Origin of the sequence: Enhygromyxa salina (assembly GCF_000737335.2) — a bacterium.
Taxonomy (GTDB): Bacteria; Myxococcota_A; Polyangia; order Nannocystales; family Nannocystaceae; genus Plesiocystis; species Plesiocystis salina_C.
This window is the reverse complement of record NZ_JMCC02000085.1, coordinates 24128-40383: the sequence shown is the minus strand read 5'-3', so window position 1 is coordinate 40383 and position 16256 is coordinate 24128. Positions and strand designations below refer to the sequence as shown.

11 protein-coding genes are annotated in these 16256 nt (G+C 69.3%); 3 read left to right on the top strand and 8 right to left on the bottom strand.

Features of this window, described 5'->3' with window-relative positions; translation table 11 throughout:
• Together DB30_RS28500 and DB30_RS28495 are read right to left on the bottom strand one after the other, a co-directional pair.
• On the bottom strand, window positions 1-3116 hold a 3116-nt coding region (locus tag DB30_RS28500; protein WP_146660997.1), incomplete at its 3' end, for a hypothetical protein.
• Window positions 3113-5191 carry a BamA/OMP85 family outer membrane protein gene (locus DB30_RS28495; protein ID WP_052554823.1) on the bottom strand — a complete coding sequence of 693 codons (2079 nt, stop codon included), beginning with the start codon at window positions 5189-5191 and terminating at the stop codon, window positions 3113-3115. The genes DB30_RS28495 and DB30_RS28500, both read right to left, overlap by 4 nt.
• A 118-nt stretch (window positions 5192-5309) precedes the next feature.
• Here DB30_RS28495 and DB30_RS28490 point away from each other — a divergent pair, with 118 nt between their 5' ends.
• Entirely contained in the window at window positions 5310-6302 is a 993-nt protein-coding gene (locus tag DB30_RS28490) for a YihY/virulence factor BrkB family protein (protein WP_052554821.1), read from the top strand.
• A 331-nt stretch (window positions 6303-6633) separates the two neighbouring features.
• Complete coding sequence (locus DB30_RS28485) at window positions 6634-7632, top strand: hypothetical protein (protein ID WP_146660991.1); 999 nt, start codon at window positions 6634-6636, stop codon at window positions 7630-7632.
• 147 nt (window positions 7633-7779) lie between these two features.
• Here DB30_RS28485 and DB30_RS28480 read toward each other — a convergent pair whose 3' ends face one another.
• The 4 genes from DB30_RS28480 to DB30_RS28465 form a co-directional block, all read right to left on the bottom strand.
• Window positions 7780-8235, bottom strand: a complete 456-nt coding sequence (locus tag DB30_RS28480; protein ID WP_205633086.1) for a ferritin-like domain-containing protein — start codon at window positions 8233-8235, stop codon at window positions 7780-7782.
• Between the two features lie 170 nt (window positions 8236-8405).
• Window positions 8406-9338, bottom strand: coding sequence for a BON domain-containing protein (locus DB30_RS28475; protein ID WP_052554817.1), 933 nt, complete (start codon window positions 9336-9338; stop codon window positions 8406-8408).
• 195 nt (window positions 9339-9533) lie between these two features.
• Entirely contained in the window at window positions 9534-10040 is a 507-nt protein-coding gene (locus DB30_RS28470) for a hypothetical protein (RefSeq protein ID WP_146660989.1), read from the bottom strand.
• A gap of 171 nt (window positions 10041-10211) precedes the next feature.
• The gene (locus tag DB30_RS28465; protein WP_052554813.1) at window positions 10212-11456 is read right to left on the bottom strand and encodes a site-2 protease family protein; all 1245 of its coding nucleotides are present in this window, start codon (window positions 11454-11456) and stop codon (window positions 10212-10214) included.
• Between the two features lie 203 nt (window positions 11457-11659).
• On the opposite strand from DB30_RS28465, the gene DB30_RS28460 reads away from it, so the two are divergent.
• A complete protein-coding gene (locus DB30_RS28460; protein ID WP_052554811.1) occupies window positions 11660-12529 on the top strand; it encodes an SDR family oxidoreductase in 870 nt (289 codons plus the stop codon).
• 50 nt (window positions 12530-12579) lie between these two features.
• Here the strand turns inward: DB30_RS28460 and DB30_RS28455 are convergent, their stop codons facing one another.
• The gene (locus DB30_RS28455; protein ID WP_052554809.1) at window positions 12580-14997 is read right to left on the bottom strand and encodes a TonB-dependent receptor; all 2418 of its coding nucleotides are present in this window, start codon (window positions 14995-14997) and stop codon (window positions 12580-12582) included.
• Window positions 14994-16103, bottom strand: a complete 1110-nt coding sequence (locus tag DB30_RS28450) for a peptidase associated/transthyretin-like domain-containing protein (protein WP_146660987.1) — start codon at window positions 16101-16103, stop codon at window positions 14994-14996. The genes DB30_RS28455 and DB30_RS28450 overlap by 4 nt, the downstream gene beginning before the upstream one ends.
• Between the last annotated feature and the right edge of the window lie 153 nt (window positions 16104-16256).

The following is a 16256-nucleotide window of genomic DNA, read 5'->3' as shown; positions in this document are numbered from 1 at the left end:
GGCGCGCTGGCGAGGGCCAGCCGCAGCGGCAGCACGACGCGCGCGTCGAGTCGCCGGGCGAGCGGGCCGCGGAGCTCGACGATCGCGTCGGTGGTGGTGCCCTCGTGCTCGACGCCAACCCATGCGTTGCCCACCGCCTCGCCGCGGTGTGTCAGACCGTGGGCGCGCAGCTCGGCCGCGAGGTGAGGCGCGCCCGCGTGGCCCTGGGCACGGACCGAAGCGGACACGAGGCCGCCTAGATCCGCCGCGTCGAGGGCGTGGGCGAGGGCGGGCAGCTTGGGGCCCAAGCCACGCTCGAGCGCGTCGAGGTCGAGGGCGCGCAGCTCCAGCGAGACCGCATGCTCGGCGCCGCGGTCCCACGCCCACGCCCCGCGAGCGAGGTCGAGCGCGAGCGGCAGCTTGGCGTCGAGCTCGAGCGTTGCGAGCCCCAGCTTGGCGTCGAGCTCGATGCCGAGGCCCGCGTCGTCGAGCGCCGCCCGGAGCCAGAGCGAGCCCAGCGCGGTGTGATCGACGACCAGCTCGCGGGCGATCGCGGACAGCTCGATCCGCGGGCGGTCGATCGGCCCACCCAGGGTCACGTCCAGATCCACGCGGCCCTCGGGGATCAAGCGCGGGTCGCCCGGGGGCGCGGCCGCGTCAACCGGGATCTGGCGCCACCAGCTTGGGGTCCGCGGCATCACGCCGCCGAGCTCGACGAGACGCAGCTCGTCGAGCTGCAGGTGGGCCGCGAGGGGTCGATCTCGGGCCACAGCCACGCCCGCGCCCAGGCTCAGGGGGACGCGCGCGGCCAGCTCGATCCGCTTGGCCGCGGGGCCCCGCAGCCGCGCCCACACCTGCAGATCCGCGCGGGGACTCGGTGGGCAGGGATCGACTTCCAGGCCCGTTGGCTCGACGCGCCGCAGCCCGTGCGCGCGAGCTCCCGGCCGCCGCGGCGAATCCGTGGGCTCACAAAAGCGGGCCGCCAGCTCGAGATCCCCAAGCGCCCACTCGCCGATCGAGAGCGCGCGGGCGTTCAGTTCTGCCCAGCCCTGCGGGTGCGCGAAGCTGCCGGTCAGTCGCGCCTGCGCGTCGACGCGGCCCCGCAGCTGTGGCCCCGGGATCAGCGGGTCGATCCGCGCGAGCTCGATGCCGGCGAGGTCGAGCCACAGGTCGCTCGGCTGGCCGCGCCGACCCAGCTGACCGTCGAGCTGCAGCCGTCCGCCCGCGGCCCGCAGCGCGAGCGCCTCGAACCCGACGCGCGCGGGCTCGACCACGATCCGGGTCGGCTCGATCAACGCGACGTGCAGCGGATCCGGGCCGCGGCGACTTTCCATCGCGAGCTGCTCGAGCTCGATCGTCGTCGTCTGTGCACGGCGGCGGATGTCGGCAGCGAGCGCCACCCGCTCACGCGCCCCGCGACCGCGACCCCGGACCGAGAAGCTCGTCGGCGTGCCGACCACGCCGAGCGAGGCTGCGTCGAGCACGAGCCGGTCCCTGCGCAGATCCTCGAGCCGCAGGTCCGCGCGGAACCGGACTGGTTCACGCAGCGGGGCGAGCTCGAGGTCGAGCGAGGCGTGCCCCAGCTGGGTCTCGAACCCGTCGATCTCGTCTAGCTCGACAACGATGGGACAGCGCAGGGTCTCGAGGGGCGCGTGGGGCTCCACGCCGCAGCTGCCAGCGAGCGCGAGCCGGCCCCGCAGCGTGTGCAGTCGCGGCGCGTCGATCAGGCGGGCCACGATCGGGAGTGAGCTGTGCAGCTCGTCGACCACCACGGCTCCGCGCCCGGTCAGCGCGCGCGCGCGCGAGGCCGCGAGCTCGATCCGACCTGCGAGCGCTGGACCGCGAAGCTCGAGCCCAAGCTGACCGCGCGGCGGCGACAAGCTGGTTGCGATCCCGCCGAGGTCGAGCGACAGCCGCTCGTGGGTGTGGGTGTCGGTCACTCGCAGCACCGCGCCGAGCTCGAGCTGACCGGGATCGGAGATCACCGTGGACAGCCCAGGACACGCGCGCCGCGGCTCCGTGAGGCTCGGATCGCGGGGCATCGTCGCGGGCGCGTGGTCGAGCGTCGCCGCGAGCGACACCGCCAGCGGTCCTTGGCGGGGATCCAACAGCCCCGCGGCGACGCGACCCTCGAGCTCGATCTCGAGCTCGCGGCGACACGCGGCGGCCGGCGCGGGCGTCAGCATGGCGCGCCATGACAGCGTGGTCCCGGGGCCAAGCTCAGCCTCGCTGCGCAGCTCGATCCGCGCGGGTCCGCCGTGGCCACGCACGCGCACCCGGGCCTGGTCGAGGCCGGGTGGGGTGTCGATCTCCAGGCGCTCCGCGATCGCCTCGACGTCGCCGTCGAGCTCGAGCGCCACCGATCCGCGGCGCGTGGACACGTCAAAGCTCGACGGCTCGAGCAAGCGGATCGAACCCAGCGGCGCGTGGAGTCGGAGGGCCTCGAGCGTGGCGACGGGGGCCGCCCAGCGGCCGGCGAGCGCGAGGGTGTCGATCCGCAGCTGCTGCTGCGGCAGCTCGACGGCGGCGAGCTCGAGCTGGGCCTGCGCGCGCCGACCGACGCCCGAGGCGCGCAGCACGAGCTGCTCGACGCGGACCCGTGGCTGATCGTCAACCAGCACCTGGCCGGTCTCGAGCTCGATCGTGGCGTCGAGCTCGACCGGCAGGTCGGGCCCCCAACCGGGCTGTGGTGGGCGCGGACGCGATCGCGTTGGGGCCAGCGCCGACCAGTCGTGATCGGCCCAGACGGTGACGTCACGCAGGAGCGCGCGCTCGAGTGAGACCCGGCCGGTCGCCAGCCGCAGCATGTCGAGATCGAGCACGACACGGGCGGCGCGGACCAGCGGGCGGCCGTCGCCGTCGCGCAGCTCGAAGTCGTCGATGACCAGGCCGCCGCCGATGCTCCCTGCCATGTCGCCGTGGAGCACCTGCCCGGGTATCGAGTCGTCCCACCGCGACAGCGCGACGCGGCTGACTTGCTGCGAGACCGCGGGGATCCACGCGACGGCGAGCAGCACGGCGACGACGAGGGCGACGAGTCCAAGCAGGATGCCGACCGACCACCGCAACCATTGCGGCGGGCGGGGCAGCCTCCACCGACGCCGCGCGGGCTCGCGGGCGCTGTCGTGATCGCTCAAAAGCTCTCCCCCAGGCCAAGGTGGAGCGCCCAGACCGGCTCGCCCGCCGACAGCGGCGTGGCGTTGAGCCGGACCCCGAGATCGAGGCGAAATTTCCCGATCGGGCTGTCGTAGCGCAGCCCGCCGCCCGCGCTGTAGTTCCACTGGGCGGGGACGAAGGTGGCGGGCTCGGACTGCACGTCGCCAGCGTCGACGAAGCCGGCGATCCAGAGCTGCCTCCAGGTCCGCACCCGGACCTCGAAGTTGGCAAGCACCGAGCTGTTGCCGCCGATCGGGATCGAGTCGCACGCGCCGGTCTGGGGATCCTGGCCAGGCTCGCAGTCATCGATGCGCGGCGCGAGTCGGCGCAGACCCCAGCCACGCACGGTGTCGCCGCCGCCGAGGTACCGACGCATGTCGATCGGCGCGCCAGGCTGATCGCCAAACGGAAAGATCAGCCCGATCTGGGCGCGAGCCGCCAACGCGAGCCGCTCGATCGGTCGCCAGTAGCCACGCACGACGGGCCTGAGCTCGTGAAAGTCGTACTGCCCGCCAAGCGGCCCGCCCGCGACGCGATACTCGAGCTGCAGCACCGCGCCGTTGGTTGGCGCCGCGATCATGTCGACCGCGAACAGCGTCGCGGTGACGCCGAGGTAGCTGATGATGTACGGGTCGCGAAAGTCGAAGCCAAGGAAGGTCTGCTGATCCTGGCCCCGCAAGCTCGACGAGACCGAGAAGAAGTCGACGTACCGCAGCGTGTGGCTGAGCCGGAGCTGAAACCAACGCGTGAAGAAGCGCGACACCCCAAACCGGTGCTCGCCCGTCCAAAATTGGTAGCCCTGTTCGATGCCAAGCTCGATCCGCGGATCCAGGGTCCAGACCAAGTACTTCTCGAGCAGGCCCTGCTTCTCGACGTGGAAGTCCAGCTCCGCGGTTGGTCCATGCGCGATCGGGTTGAACGCGTTGGGCAGCTCGGCGTAGCCTGCCCGGCCGGTCAGCCTGACCTGGTAGAGCTGGCGAAACAGGTTCTGGTGGACGTAGCGGGCGCTGAAGCGCTGGGTCCAGCGGTTGGGCTCGAAGCCCAGCGCGAGGCCCAGGCGCACGCGCTGCGGATCGCTCTCGCGGACGGCGAGCTCGAGAGCGAGCGTGCCGATCCCAGCTTCGACCGTGGCCGGCCGGGTGGCGATCGAGACTGTCGAGAACACGTCGAGTCCGTAGACTCGCTGCTCGAGGCCCTCGATCAGGGCCGGAGAGTAGGGCTTGCCGATCGCGTCCTCGAGCAGGTTCCGCACCGGCCGCTCGGGCACGGTCGAGAGCCCGGTGATCGAGACCGCGCCGATCCGCATGAACGGCCCAGGTCGGACCTCGAACTCGAGCGCGGCGGACCGCGCCGCTCGATCCACCAAGGCGTGCTCGTCGACCTCGGCGAAGGGGTGACCGATCCGGCGCAGGTGGTCGCGCAGCGCGGCGCTCGACGCATTCATCTGCTCGATCTCGAATGGATCGCCGGCCGAGAGCACGACCTGATCCGACACCCGCTGGGGATCGACCGGCGGCGCGCGCCGGAGCGGGGCGCCCCGCTGCGAGCGAGGCGGCCCGGGCGGGGGACCCTCGGGCCAGCGGATCACGACCTCGTCGACGCGGGTCAGCGGCCCCTCGTCGATCACGAACACCAGATCGACCTGGTCGCGCCGCCGACGGGCGACCGGGTCTACGCGAACGTCGACGACCTGGGCCTCGTAGTAGCCGTGGGCGTGATAGACCGACTCCAAGCGCTCGACGTCACTTGGGATCAGACCCTCGTAGAACCAGTAGCGTCGCGGCGGCAGCCATTGCCGGGGTCGTAGCTCGAGGTAGGGGTGCAGCTGCGCGGGCTCGAAGCGCTCGACGCCCTCGAACTCGACCTTGCGGATCTGGTACTGGGCGCCCCGCAATTCGCCGGCGCTTGGGCCGTGCTTGCAGGCCGCGAGCCACAGGCTGCAGCCGGCGAGCACGCCCGCGCAGCCCAGCCGCCCCGCGCCGCGCCGCCCAGTCGATCGCTGACGCCGCCGCGCCGCGTCGATGGGCGGGGCTCGGCTCGCGTCGATCTCCGGCATCGCTGATCGACAGTGGCGCACGCCTGCCCGGTGGCCACCGACAACTGGTTCGCAAAGCCTGCGGTTGCGACGGCCGCTCGACGTCGAGACAAACAAACTCGCCCGAGCGAGGACCCGGATGACCGACATTAACGAGGACGACCAAGCGCGGCACGACGAGCCGCCGCCGCGCGGGCGCCAAGCCGCGCGTGTGTCTCAGATCCCCTGGCGAGGTTGGATCGACGTCCTCGCCCGCGTTCGACAGGAGGTGCGTAGCGACAACCTCGACATCGTCGCGGCGGGTGTCACTTTCTACGCCGCGCTCGCGCTTGGCCCCGCCTTTGTCGCGTTGGTCTCGTTCTACGGCTTGTTCGCGTCACCCTCCGACGTCGAGACCCTGCTCGAGCCGGTGTTCGCGTTGGTGCCCGCCGGGGGCGGACGGGGCGTGATCCAGGCGTTGCTGCAGCGGGCCATGGCGATCGCGCCGGCCTCGCTGACGCTGCGGGCCGTCGGCGCGATCGTGCTGAGCCTGTGGAGCGCCAACCGAGGGATGAAGGCGCTGATCACCGCGGTCAGCCTGGCCTACAACGAGCCGCCGCGACGCGGTGTCATCGCGGCGAACCTGCTGAGTCTGGGGTTCGCGGTGGTGGTCACGCTGGTCCTGGCGCTGACCTCGATCGCCGTCATTGCGCTGCCGCACCTGCTCGCGGGCGCGCGGGTCGGCGACAGCCTGGGGTGGCTACTGACGGTGTTGCGCTGGCCGGTGTTGTTCGCCGTGGTCGTGCTTGGCCTCGCCGCCCTCTACCACTGGGCCCCCAACCGCCGGCCGCCACGCTGGCGCTGGGTCTCGGTTGGCGCGGTGGTAGCCACCCTGTGTTGGTTGCTGTTCTCCGCCGCGTTCTCGCTCTACTCGCGGCACACCGGCGACGTCCGCACCGGCCTCGAGGCGCTCGACAACGTGATCGCGCTGTTGGTGTGGCTGTACGTCTCGGCCTGGGCGATCCTGCTGGGCGCCGAGCTCAACGCCGAGCTCGAACACCAGACCAGCTGCGACTCCACGATCGGCCCGGCCCGCCCGCTCGGTCAGCGCGGCGCCTACGTGGCCGATCACATCGGCGAGGCGCGGGGCTGACCCGGGCGCAGCAGCGCGAACCCTGCCACCGTCCCGAGCGCCGCGGCGCCGCGCGTGCCCACGGCGACGCCAGACGGGTGGTCGTCGCGCGTGGAAACGCCAACCTCGATGTTCGCCAACACCGTGTATTGGGCAGATCATGCGCCGCGAAAAATACCCGACTTCTATCGCCAAATCGGGACCTCGACCGAAATCACTGCGAGGGCATGTGCATTGCTGACGTGATTCTCGCGAGTAGGGTTTGCGCGTCATGTTCTCGCAATTGCTCCAAACCTCACTCTTCGCCACAGGTCTGCTGGGCGCCCCGGCCCCAGCCCCGGCCACTGTGTCATTGTCGACTTCACCCGAGCCAGAGGTCATTGTCGTCGAGATCCACGACGGCCCTCCGCCGATATCAGACAACGCATGGCGCGAGCGCATCGACGCCAGGCGCATCGCGCAGCTCGAGCGCAGCTATCGTCAACGAACCCTTGGACAACACCCATTCGTGCGCCCGCAATTCATCAGCAGCGCGCTCCCAACCTCCCGCTTTGGCCTGGTCTTCGGCGGCGGCGGGATCCTCGATCAGCGGCGCGAGCAGATGGGGTCGAGCAGGCGGGCGAACTATCTCGCGGGCGCGGCCGGAGCCGACGGCGGGATCCGCTTCAACGAATGGGTTGGGATCGACGCCCAGATCACCGGTATCGCGGGCGTGAGCCGCGAGCCCGAGAAGCTCGTCAACTTCGGCGCGTCCGCGGGCTACGCGTGGGACGCGAGCGTGATCGTGCGGGCGCTTCAGCGCGAGACCACGGCGCTGTCGTTTCGCCCGCAGGTCCAAGGTCTCGGGGTCCGCGGGCTGGCGCTGAATCCCGGCTTCACGGCGCTCAGCAACCAGCTCGCGGCCGGTGGCAACCTCGACCTCATCGAAGCCGCGCGCTATACGACAACGATGGACACCGCGCTTGGGGGCATGCTGCACGTCGCGTTGGCCCAGAGCATCACGCGCTTTGTCGGCCTCCAGATCGGCGTGGCCGGTGGTGGCCAGCGCCAACGCCAGCGCAGCTATGACGGTGAAGACATCGACGCACAGAGCACCCGCGGCTTGTTTCAGAGCGGCCTCGCGCTGAGCGTGGATACCCACCCGGTCCCGCTGGCGATCATGGCCGAGTACAACTTCAAGCTCGGGATCGGCACCGGCGATCAGCGTGGTCAGCTCGACATGGCTCACAACGTTGGTGGCGGCGTCTATTTCAACGCACTGACGCAGGTGCTTGGGGTCTCAGTCGCCGCAAACTTGGAGGACGAACGGGGCGCGCTGCTCGGAATGTTCACCTTCCGGGGGTACTTCTGAGTCGTAGCGAAGTAGCGCTGATTACATGGTTCTTCAGGTTGTTCGAGCACGTCGGCCAACTCGAGCTTCAACGATGGACCGTGCTCCGCACGGGTGGGCCGACACGCTCCGCGGGTTGCTCGACTATTGATCGGTCAAAGTAATCGGTCAAAGCTGCGTGATTCGGCGCTCGATCCAGCTGCGGTGCCGACGCTCGTCCTCGAGGTTCTCGCGCAGCGTGTCGCGCAATTCGGCCGAGATGCCCTCGTGGCCGAGCGCGCGCTCATAGGCCGCGTTGGTGTCGTCCTCGTTGCTCTTCATCGCTTTGAGGATCGCGGTGTCGCCAGAGATGTCGGCGAGCACCACCTTGCCCTTGGTGAGGATCTGCTTGAGTCCCGGCCCGGTCGGTACGTCCTTGCCGGCTTGTTTGATGAACTTGCCCAGATTTTGCGTGTGGCGTTGATGGTCATTCCTGAAGTCGGACAGCTGCCGCTTGGACTCTGCGTCTTTGAGGCGCTTGACCGCCGCGTCGTAGGCCTCGATGGCGGCGTAGTCGAGCTTGACGAGCTCCTCGAGCATGCTGGCGGTGTCGCTTGGCTTCTTGGGATTGCTTGTGGGTGACATGAGGGGTCGTTTTGAATTGGTTTCCTCTCGGAGCAAGCGCTCGAGCCGGGCCATTTTTGCGCAGCACTAAGGGGCGCCCCTGTCTGTTTGAGCGAGTCGACCCCGAGCTCTGTGTGAGCCCGAGGTCGGACAGGCTCGGCGCGAGCCCGGTTCTCGAGGTGATCCTGCGCTCAGCTAGACTTGCCGGCGGCGCTGGAGGTTCGCCAGTTGGACGTCTCGTCGCGGTCGCTAGCTTGCTTGTCGGACCCGCCGCCGGATTGCTGCATGGACTGGCCAGACTCGACGCGGATCTGGTTGTGGACGTCTTTGACCCCGCGGACCGAGAACGCAATGTCCTCGATCGTGCGCTTGTCCCACCGGGTCTCGGTGGTTCCGGTCAGCGTCACGTTGCCGTCCTCGACCTTGACCGTGACCTCGCTGGGATCGACCTCACCCTCCTCGAGGCGCTGGCACACCTCGTCGCAGATCGTGTCGTCAGAGCGCTTGTAGCCCTTGGGGCCCTTGCCCCGAAAGCTGCGGCTGCTGTGGGTGTGGTCCCACCTGCGTTGTTCCGGGGACTCGAATGAGCCGCCGAGGTCGCGGTAGCCGCTGCCAAGCCCGGTGTCCGAGCCGCCCTGCATACCAGCGCCGCCCATGCCCGAGGCGCCACGCCACCCTTGCGAGCGGGACCCGCTGCGGTCGCCACCGTCGTAGTCCATGCCTTGGATCCGCTCCTCGAACCGTGCGCCGGGCCTGAACTCGCGCTCTTGGTCGTGGCTGCGGATGCCAAACCCACGCCCGGCGTACTCCCCACCGTAGTTGCCATACTCGCTGTTGCCGCCACGCTCGCGATCGCCAGAGTCGCCGCGTGGCCTGGACCACCTCGATTCGCGCTCGCTCTGGCGATCACCGTAACGGTCGTACCTGTCGTCGGACCATTGGCCCTGACCCCATCGGTCGGACCCGCCTCGCGGCTCGCGGCCCCACTCTTGGTGCCCGCGAGCGCCGCGGGGCTCGTCGGGGTCGTAGGGTTGATGGCGGCGAGACCAGCGATCGTCGTCGTGCTGGCGGCCGCCGCCGCGGCCCATCTGTGATTCTTGGGTTCGTTCGTGTTCGCGTTGCATGATTATCTCCGTTTCGCGCCGCAACTGCCGTGATCGATACGTCAGACCAGCTTGGGGGCGCGCGCGATCACTCTATGCGCGGCGGCTTAGTTGGCAACTGCAGATCGACCAGGTCTCGATATTTGCGGAGTGCATGTGCAAGGAATGCCGTGACGCGGATCGATCGGAGACTGACCAAAGCATCCAATATGAGCATTAGAATGTGCCGGTTCGGACCGCGCCGACATTGGACATTCCCTGCAGCACGGCCCGCCTGCGGTGCTTGGGCCCGACGACCAGCAGCAGCGCGCGGCCCTCGGCCAATTCGTTCTCGAGCCGGCGGACGCGAGCGCGGATCCACATGTGAGCCAAGATCGCCGCGAGCGACCCGCCGAGCACCGCGATCCCAAGGCTCAGCAGCACGACGTCGAGCGAGTCCAGCTGACTCATCGCCGGTTCTGCGGGGGCTCCGGCGACCGCTCCGCGCACGACCAGCGCCAGGGCCAGCGCCGCGGCGCCGCCAAACAGCAGCGCCGTGAACATCGCCAGCGGCCACACGATGCCGCCGGTCCGCCGCAGCGCTTGTTGGCGAGCTTCGTGCTCGTGAACGACGACGTGGACGCTGTCTGGACTTGGGCGCAGGTCGTTTGGCTGCTTTTGCAGATCTTCATGGGCGGTCTGGGCCTGGTCGGCGTCGGGGAATACTCCAAAGAACATCTTCACGATTGCCTCCTCATGCTGGTGGGGGTTGGGGGAGCACACGGCTCTGTGGTCATCGATGCCGCGACCACAAGTCGAAAGTTGTGCGTGGGGGGGGCCACGGCTACGGCATCAAGCTGCAATGGCGAGAGGACATCGAGAGCCGCGGGCGACATGCATGAGTGAGACTGAGCGTCAAGCCGTGCGCGCAGCCAATTCGGCGCGCTCGTGCACGTTCAGCCAGCGCAGCAGGTCGTTGCGACTGACCAGCCCGAGCAGGCGCTCGCCGTCGCTGACGACGAGCGGATCGACCTTGCCCCGCATCAGCTCCTGCAGCGCGTGCCCGGCCTCGGCGTTGGCTGGCAACCGGGTCAGACGCTCGGCCGGGACCATGATCCGTGCGACCGGCGTCGTCTCCCATCCGGCGTGGTCGAGGGTGTCGATCTGGTCCAGGCTGACGAGTCCGAGCAGGCGCCCGTCCGGGCCCTCGACGGGGAAATTTCGTTGCTCGCTCGGCAGCGCGTAGTCTCGGATGAAGCGCTCGACGCTCAGCCCTGGATCGACGCGGGCGAGGGTCGAGCGCATGACGCCGATGATCGGCACGTGCTCGAGCCCCTCGCGGACCAGCAGATATTGATAGCTGGCGCGCGCGGCGTTGTTGAGGAACCACCCGATCAGCAGCAACCACAGGCCCGAGAGCAACCCACCCGCGAACACCTCGACGACGCCGAGGGCCATCAGCGTCCACGCGAACAGCTGGCCCACGCGTGCGGCCCAGCGGGTGGCGGTGCGTAGGTTGCCAGTCGCCGCCCACAGGACCGAGCGCAGCACCCGACCGCCGTCGAGCGGGAAGCCGGGGATCACGTTGAAGATCGCGAGCATCACGTTGATCGGGCCCAGCCACAGCAGCAACGTGGCGCCGGGGCCGAGCAGGGTCAGGGCGGCGTGCGTCGCCACGAGATCACCGCTGGCGGCGGCGGCACGCAGCGGATCGCCCGCGAGCCAGACCGCCGCAGCGGTCGCGCTCACGCCGATCACTAAGCTGGTGAGCGGCCCAACGATAGCGATCAAGAACTCGGACTTTGGCGAGTCGGGCTCGCCCTCGAGCTGGGCGATGCCGCCAAACAAGAACAAGGTGATCGTGCGGACCGGGATCCCGCGCGCGTTGGCGACGATCGCGTGTGACAGCTCGTGCGCCAAGATCGAGGCGAAGAAGCACAGCGCGGCCGCGAGCGCGGTGGCCCAGATCAGCGCAGGGTGCCAGTCGGCGTGCCAGCTCGGGAACACCGCCAGGCCAAGCTCGCCGGCGATCAGCGCAAAGATGATGAGCAGGCTCCAATCAATGCGAATCTCCACGCCGAACGCGTGGCCAAGCCGAAAGCCCGCGCCGGACACCCGCGGCGCCTGCTCGAGTTTCGTGGGGTTGGATTTGTCGTTCATGCCCACGTCTCCAAACCTCCCATCGCATCCGCGCCCGGCCAGCGAGAATTACGCCGGCCCGGATCAGTCGATCATGCAAATCTTCCGCGCGGCCCGTCTCTGATCAACGCAAGCACGACCGGTGACCGGAGCGGGCGAGAAGCCCTCGCCCGAGCTGAAACACTCGCTGACTGGTTGGCATGCCGCGTGCTTGGTCAGCGGGCATGACAAGCTCCGAACACCCCAAACCACCCTTTCCCCGCCAACAGCTGGATCCGCCGGGCCTCGACAGCGACCTCGACCCGGCGCCGCGCTGGCGGGCGCCAGACTATTGCGCTGCCGGCAAGCTCTCGGGCAAGCGCGCGCTGATCACCGGCGGCGACTCCGGCATTGGCCGCGCTGTCGCGTATCTGTTCGCGCGCGAGGGCGCCGACGTGGCGATCACCCATCTCGCGTCCGAGGCCTCTGACGCCGCGCGCGTGCGCCAGGCGATCGAGAGCTGTGGTCAGTCGGCGCTGACGATCGTCTTGGATCAGCGCGAGTACGCGGCTTGCGAGCGGGCCGTCGCGGAGGTCATCAATTGCTTTCGCGGCCTCGACATCTTGGTCAACAACGCGGCATTTCAAAGGCACCGCAAATTCGAAGCGCTCGAGCTCGAGCAATGGCGCGAGACCTTCGAGACCAACATATACGGCTACTTCCACATGACCAAGGCCGCGCTCCCGCACCTCGGCGAAGGCGCCGCGATCATCAACACTGGCTCGGTCACCGGGCTCGAGGGCAGCGGCGAGCTCGTCGACTATGCGGCGACAAAGGGCGCCATTCATGCGTTCACCAAGTCGTTGGCGCAGGGCCTGCTCGGGCGGAAGATTCGGGTGAATTGCGTGGCGCCGGGCCCGGTGTGGACCCCCCTCAACCCGGCCGAGCGCGAGCCCGACGACATCGTTAATTTTGGCGCATCCCAGCCGATCGGCCGCCCCGCGCAGCCCGAGGAGATCGCGCCCGTCTATGTGTATTTCGCGTGCAACGCCGACTCGAGCTATGTCACCGGGGAGGTGTTCTCGCTGCTCGGCGGACAGATCCGAACGGGCTGAACTCGTCGCCTCTCTAGGCCCGAATCAAGCGCTGCGCGCTCGACTCGGGCCTAGAAGTCAACCTGGACCCCGAGGCTGGGGTAGACCGGCAGACCTATCAACGAGCGCCGCTCCGCCCAGTCGCGGGTATAGATCCAGACCTCCGGGTAGATTCGATTGTAGACGTTCTGGACATCGAGGTAGGCCGTCACGCTCACGCGATCCTTGACCCAGCGCTTGTCGAGGCGCAGATCCAGCTGATGAAACAGCGGCTGGTAGCTGGTCCCCCGCGGCGCTCGCAGCGGGAAATAGTCCCAGTCGCCGGTGCCGCTAGCGAAGATCTGGCGCCCAACAACCGGGGTCTCTGGGTTGCCCGAGACCAGGCGAAAGCGCGCGCCAAACCGAAACCCCCGCGGGAGATTGACCCCGAGCAACGCGACGAAGTTGTGGCGCTGATCGAACACCGCTGGCTCCCAGCCGCGCTCGGGCTGATCGATCCGGGACGACATCAGGGTGTAGCCAAGCCAGCCGTCGACGATGTCGTTGGCGAGGCTCCGGCGCACGAGCAGCTCGAGCCCGTACGCGCGACGGCGGGCGTACTCGTAGGGCTCGGCGACCAATCGCTCGAGGGTCACCGGCAGGCCCTCGCGCCAAAACAGCGTGGCCCGGGCCTCGAGCTCCCAGGGCAAGAGCAGGTGGACGCCAGACGCGGCGTGGATCACGTAGGTCGCGGTCGAGGAGCGCCCCTCGGTGTCGGTCTCGATGTTGGGCTCGAAGTAGGCGATCAAGTACGTGGGCACGTCGGCGTTGCCTTCGCCAAGGCTGCCGCCTTGTTGGATCAGGTCGGTGTCCCTGCTGCTGCCGAGCACCACCGGGGTCGAGTACATCCCGAGCGCGGCGTGAAGCTGAACCCGGTCGTGCGCGCGCACGCTCAGATCCAAGCGCGGATCGAGGCGCACGTTCGGGTAGCCGGAGTACGCGAACAGGTTGGCCCGGACCGCGGGCACCAAGCTGAAGCGATCAAAGCGAAACGGCAGACCCACCCACGCGCCGAAGCGGAGCTGGCTGCCGTCGTGCAGGCGCTCGACTGGCTCGCCTAACGACATGGGGGTCCCGTCTACGATGATGTAGAACGGCGCGCTGATGGAGCGTCGCTGCCAGCGCTCGGCGACCAGGTCCGCGCCAAACTCGAGCGAGAGCCAGTCAAACCGGGTCTTTCGCGTGGCCGTGGCGCGCAGCGAGTAGACCTGGGCGATGCGCTCGAGCGGGCCGAAGCCCTGCTCGATCCTGGACTTGTCGAGTCGCAGCGAGGGACTGATCGAGATCGCCCACAGCTCGCTGGTCCGGCGGTACTCGAGGTCGAAGCGGTGAAACCCAGCGCTGAATTTGAAGTACTCGCCGCCCTGGAGCGTGTCGCCGGCCCCAAGCGCCCGCACGGTGATCTCGTGACCTGGCGCGAGCGGGTAGTCGAAGCGCCCGAGGTAGTCCCAGTAGTTCGGGCTGCCGACGACGTCGGGATCGACGCTGGCGAGGCGCAGGATGTCGCCGACGTGACTGCGGCGAACCCCGAGGTGAACCGAGCCCGGCCCGACCGGACCCTCGAGCGTGGTGCCAAAGTCGAACAGATCGAGGTGGGCCTGACCGTGGATCCCTTCGCGCCCGCCCGGACGGCTCTCGATCTCGACGAGGCCGCCGCCAAAGCTGCCGTAGGCGGCCGCGTAATTGCCGGGGCTGAGCTTGACCCGCGCGGCCATCGGCGCCGGGATCACGCTTGCGAGCGGGAGCACGTGAAACGCCCGCGGGACCGGGTGACCGTCGAGGTAGACACCGGCCTGGTTGGGGTCGCCGCCGCGAAAGCCAAGCATGCCAAGCCCGCCAGGGCTGCGCACGATGCCCGGAAGGTTCTGGGCCGCGAGCAGCGGGTCGTCGCCGCTGCCGGCGTAGCTCCGGGCCTGCTGGGCGTCGAGCACGTGCTCGGGCGCGACGGCGTAGCGCGCCTGGCGATCGGTTCTGACCTCGGTTCGATAGGCGCCGCCCTGTTCAGGCCGCAGGTACAGCGCGCGCTCGCGCGGGTCCTGTTCGGGGTCGAGCTCGGCCCACAGCTCGAGCCGCGTGTAGCCCCCGGCGATGATGACGATGCGGATCTTCGTCGCGGGGATCTCGGTGATCACGAAGTTGCCGGCTTCGTCGGTCTCGGCCCGACGCATCCAGGTCACGCTGTCTGGATCGAGCTCCCCACGCGGCGGCTTGTCTGGGCGAAATTCTTGGTCCTCGCTCGCGTCGACGACGAGGACCACGGCGGCGCTGACCCCCGCGCGGCTGCCCCCGGCCTCGCGCACGCGACCGCGCAGGACCAGCAGCTCGGGCTCGGGCTCGGGCTCGGGCGTTGCGTGGGGCGGAGGGGCCGCCTGGGCCAGGGGGAGCGGCGCCGTCACCCAAGTCAGACCGGCGAGGCCCAGGCCAAACAAGCGGCGCGCGCGAGCGGTCATTGGATCTCGAACTCCACCGACACGAGCCGCTCCGCGCCGCGATCGTCGACGACGACGAGGATCGCCCGCACGGTCCCGGGCTCGGCCGCCGATGGGATCCGCAGCAGGAACGGGGCCTCGAGCGGTCGCGGCCTGCTCTCGTCCTCGCCGCCAGGGTACTCGAGCACGCCGGTGGTCGAGATCCGCACCCGCAGCTTTTCCGGGCGGAGCGCGAACGCGTTGCCCACGTAGTCGAACGGCAAGAAGCTGGCCTGCCCGAACTGCGCGATCTCATCGGGGATGATCTGCAGCTCGATGCTGTCGCCAGGCTGGACCTCGATCGGCCCGAGCTGCCCGCTGGCGGAGATCGGAAGGGGCGCCTGGGGCTCGTCGTTCAGCTGGATCTCGAGCTGCGTGAGCATTGGCTCGCGGTTGGCCTGCTGCTCGAACACCGGCGCGGGAAACAGTGAGGGCGGGATCGCAGTCGCGAACCCGAGCGACTCGGCGTAGAGCGTCAGAAACCAGACTGGACCGAGGTCGATAGCGAACCGAACAAAGCCGCAGTTTGGTGAGACCGCGCCGCCCTCGCGCCGCCCCGTCCAGCACCGCTCGGCTCGCTCACCGTCCCAGGCCACGACGGCGGACACCTCCTTGATATGGCGGTGGGCGAACATGCTCTCGCCGAGCTCCGGGACCGTGAATTCGAAGCTGCCCTGGCCCTCGCCGAGGCGGCAGACCGAGTCGGTCGTCCACGCTTCGAGCTCGGCGCAGTCGAGGTCGAAGCCGGGCTCGTCGGACGCGAACGCGGCCCCGGTGCACGGCGAGTCGCCGCACTGGATCCAGAGGCTGTCGAGCGTGTCTTCGGGCAGCGGCACGCCGTCGACGTCGACGACGACGATCTCCATGCGCACGCGATCGCCGGGCAGCGCCTCCACGATCCGGCCCGGGCTTGGGAGGTACACGCGCGCGGGATCGAGCGGCCCGAGCTCGACGACCTCGACGAGCACGGCGATCGGCTCGGTTCGGGTGATGGTGTAGGCCGGATCGATCTCCAGCAAACCACAGGCGCTCGCGCTGAGGCCAGCGAGCGCTACGAGGGCCGCGGGAGGTCTGGAGCAACGATGCATCGCCTCGGTGTACCGTGAATGGACGCGCCGTGCAGCGCTTTCACGGCCGCGCCAGAATCCAGAGGGTCCAGCGGGTCCAGCGGGTCCAGTGGGCACAGCCTGACAGTTGGGGAGGCGACGACGGCAGCTCGGACGGTGTGGCCAACCCGAAGA